This is a genomic window from Mycobacterium sp. TH-M106 (assembly GCF_057473765.1).
In genome coordinates this window covers 1-3,643 of the sequence record NZ_JBYCLE010000575.1, presented here as the reverse complement: position 1 = coordinate 3,643, position 3,643 = coordinate 1, and the positions used below count along the sequence as shown (strand labels likewise).

General features: G+C 64.4%; 3 protein-coding genes. 1 reads left to right on the top strand and 2 read right to left on the bottom strand.

All coding sequences use genetic code 11. The features are described from left to right. Positions 1 to 449: 449 nt before the first annotated feature. Positions 450 to 803 carry a hypothetical protein gene (locus tag AC2VOP_RS19620; RefSeq protein ID WP_486962516.1) on the bottom strand — a complete coding sequence of 118 codons (354 nt, stop codon included), beginning with the start codon at positions 801 to 803 and terminating at the stop codon, positions 450 to 452. 1,109 nt (positions 804 to 1,912) lie between these two features. On the opposite strand from AC2VOP_RS19620, the gene AC2VOP_RS19615 reads away from it, so the two are divergent. After that, positions 1,913 to 3,106 carry a PPE family protein gene (locus AC2VOP_RS19615; protein ID WP_428901411.1) on the top strand — a complete coding sequence of 398 codons (1,194 nt, stop codon included), beginning with the start codon at positions 1,913 to 1,915 and terminating at the stop codon, positions 3,104 to 3,106. Between the two features lie 267 nt (positions 3,107 to 3,373). Here the strand turns inward: AC2VOP_RS19615 and AC2VOP_RS19610 are convergent. Next, positions 3,374 to 3,643: hypothetical protein (locus AC2VOP_RS19610; RefSeq protein WP_486962517.1), on the bottom strand; the 270-nt coding region annotated here is incomplete at its 5' end.

The window sequence follows — 3,643 nt, the reverse complement described above, 5'->3', positions numbered from 1 at the left end:
GCAGCTCATTTCGTCCTCGCTGCGGCCGAGGACCTGTGCCCGACGAGCGCCTACTCCGGTGTGTACAACTGGTGGGAATCCGGCGGCGGTGACGGTGGCGGCGGTGGCGGCGGTGCCGCCGGAGGCGGATGACCGCTGACCCCACCACTATGTCCCAGATATGTCCCAGACGGCGAAGGCCCCGCACCGGGCCGCCAGTATGCGTCAAGCAGGCCGCATGACATTTCAACCTCAGGCCGCGAATGCGGTCGTGATCTTGATTGCGGCGCCGTGTTGAGGGGGGTTCTACGGCACGCCGTCCCGCCGTCCTCGACGTGCGTACTCCCCGTCAGCCGAGATTCCGTCGACGAAGGTCCGTTCGGTGACGTCCCGTGCACTGCCTCGTTGCGTTGGCCGCTCGCGCTGCAGTCGAATGCGATGCACCCGGCGCCACGTCGGCGACCACACGTTCAGATTTCACACGGCTTAACAAGAAACACGATAGCCACACCGGCGGTCGTCATCGCCCGAGCGGGTTCCCCCAGTGACATCAGGCGGATCGCGGCGTGGCGACGATCGACGACATACCCGTGGGTCCAGAAAGCTGCTGTGATCGCGGTGGCGACGGCCCCGAGCCAGTTCACTGCGGCAAACCACGCGGGCGATCCGCTGCTCGGCGGTGTATTGACCATGCCCATCTCCATGCCTGGATCCATGGCCGCGCAACACACGGGCATCCCGACTGCCGTGAGGAATTGCAAATTGTGGCTGGCGACGGCCGTCCACGGACGGCATCGGGACTCGGCCGGCATGCGCGGGATCACGGTGTCAGCGTGCCCTACCCCATCGTCGCCACCGACCTCGACTCGAAAAGTTTTCTACGAAGCCGTAATGGCCTGCATCTCAAAGTTGCATTCCTCGACCGATTCTCGAACCCTCAGCAACATCGGTAATCGTTGAAGTAGCGCATCTTTCACATTGACGACGCACCTACGAACGCAATCACGTGAAATGTCGAAGTCAGGAGAGCCTTCTCAGAGCGTTTTTCTCGTCGTTGCCGGCGCGTCACCAGGTCTTCAGCATGCAGGGCAGAAACAAGGATCGGCCGGCTCGTCACTGGTGAACCACGTCACGCGTGAGCCTTCACAGTCGTGGAAGTGCGCGCGGCTCCGCGCAGCGCAATTAATTTTTCACCGATTGTTCACCATTTAATTGATGAAATTCAACATGCCCACCGGCAACGATTCCTAATCGTGAAGTTCGAAGCGTCTGATCTGCTCATGACCGTGTCACCGCGAAGGGCTTCGACCCTACCGGGTCGCGCAAAAAGTTCTCTTGTTTCTAGTCCGGATTCGCTTGCGCTGAAGGCTCTCGAACCGGAGATTTTCCCTCTACGTCGAGGGGATGCTGCACCGGAGGCGGCTGGTGGGGAAGTCGGAATTCTCAGTACATGGACTGGGTCGCGTTGAGTCCGATTGTATGGGTGGGGTTTCCCCGCGCCACCCGCCCTCGGTGAGGGTGCAGCGGTGGAGATGCGGAATCGTACTGATCATGCCCGACGAACTCAGCCGCTCTGGCCCACAGGCTCTTTGGCCAACGCTGATCCGTCTCCGCTGCTAACACGCCTCTTGACTGCCCCATCAACGCTGGCATGGCCTTTGTCGGGCGAAGGCGTTGGGCTGCAGCCCGAATGACGGCGCGGCACCGGCCTGGGTGGGGTTGCGTTGCCCACGCCGCCGCAAGCCGGGATAGGTGTGCCGGACTCGTTGCGATCACTGTGCTTCAAGTGATCACTGCGTCAGTCGATTACGACTCGAGTCGAGCCAGATAGCAGGAAAGGAGGAGCACCCACATCTATCGCGGGTGTGCTCTGTCGCATGCCCTGACACCAAACCGGCCCGTGCGGCCAGTTGAGACAACGGAGGTTATGAAAATGAACTTTCTAGCAACCGATTTCGGGGCGCTACCACCGGAGGTCAACTCCGCCAAGATGTATTCCGGTCCCGGTGCGGGGCCGATGATAGACGCCTCGGCGGCTTGGGACGGGCTGGCGAGCCAACTAAGTTCGGCGGCGGCCTCGTACTCCTCGGCGATCTCGGAATTGGAAGAGTCCTGGACGGGTCCTTCGGCGGCGTCGATGGCCGCGGCGGCCGCCCCTCATGCGGCGTGGATGATGCGTATCGCGACCCAAGCCGAGCAGGCGGCAACCCAGGCCAAGGCGGCCGCGGTCGCCTACGAGGCTGCGTTTGCGATGATGGTGCCCCCTCCGGTGATCGCGGCCAACCGCAGCCTCATGGCGGCACTCGTGGCGGCGAACTTCCTGGGGCAGAACACACCGGCGATCGCGGCCACCGAGGTCCAATACGCCGAAATGTGGGCCCAGGACGCCGCCGCGATGTACGGCTATGCCGGCTCCTCGGCGAGCGCGTCGATGCTGGCGCCCTTCACCCCTCCGGCACAAACCACCAACCCCGCAGGGCAGGCTGCGCAAGGCGCCGCCGCCGCCCAGGCCGCCGTCATGTCGGCGGCGACCAACGCGCACTCGATGATGTCGGCGATACCCACGATGCTGCAGGGGCTCGCATCGTCCGCGCAGGCGGCACCAGCGCAGTTCGGGCTGCCGTCATTTGGGAGTATCATTTCGGACTTCGTGCAAGGCGGGGATTACATAGACTTCGGGCTTCTGGACGCAAGCTCGTTGACCAACACCGCCGTCTCGTCGACCAGAAATCTGGAGAACCTGAGTTACCAGGTCGCCGGGGGGCAGCCGGAAATCAAGGTTCCATGGGGCGCGGTTCAGACGCCGAAGGCACTGGCGCCAAACCTGGCGACGGCGTCGAGCCCGGGCAGCGGCGCGGTGTCGGCGGGCATAGGCCGGGCCACCATGATCGGGGCGTTGTCGGCCCCGCAGAGCTGGGCCGCAGCGGCGCCGGCGACGTCGGCTGTCTCCACCGTGTTGCCCGGCGGCGGCTTCAGTGCCGCGCCGGACGGCGGGCCGTCCGGCGCGGCCGGCGCTCCCGGCGTGCCCGGGATACCGATATCGGGTTCGGGAAGCAGCACACGCGTTCCAGGTCCCAAATACGGGTTCCGCGTCACCGTGGTGCCCCGTCCGATGGCCGCAGGGTAGCGGTGAACATTCTGGCTACCAGGTCATTTCAGGCGAGAGGGACAGTGCACATCACAGACTGCGTCCGGCGATCCAGCAGATCGAGCAACCCGTCGCACGTCCGGAGAGAACCACGATGACGATCGTCGACTGACATGTGGAGGACTTTGTCCAGTGTTGGGGGAAGGCGCCGTCGAAGAGCTGACCGACGGCGCTTCTTCCCGCGCTCGGCACCGACACGGTGAGCCGCTGCGCAGTGGGCGACCGCCGACCGCGGCGGTGGCGACTTCATGCAACTCGCGAACGCTCGTGTGCCGGTCCCAGATGATCCAGATGATGCAGCGTTGACAGCTTCGTCCGCGATCCGCGGCCAGAAGCATTGCCCGGACGGCGTCTTCGATGCCCACCCACCTCCGACGAGCAGCCGAAGTAGAACGGTAACTGCCCGGTGGCGTCGCCGTCCGCGCCGGCGTAGGCCACGGACATGCCCATCGCGCCCAAACCGATGCGACCGACGCCGAGGCCACCCAGATTCGCTCGTTTCATCAGGTCATTGTG

What these genes read in the sequence shown, in the direction of transcription:
- AC2VOP_RS19615 (WP_428901411.1), top strand. Translation starts at nt 1,913, where the DNA reads ATGAACTTTCTAGCAACCGATTTCGGGGCGCTACCACCGGAGGTCAAC.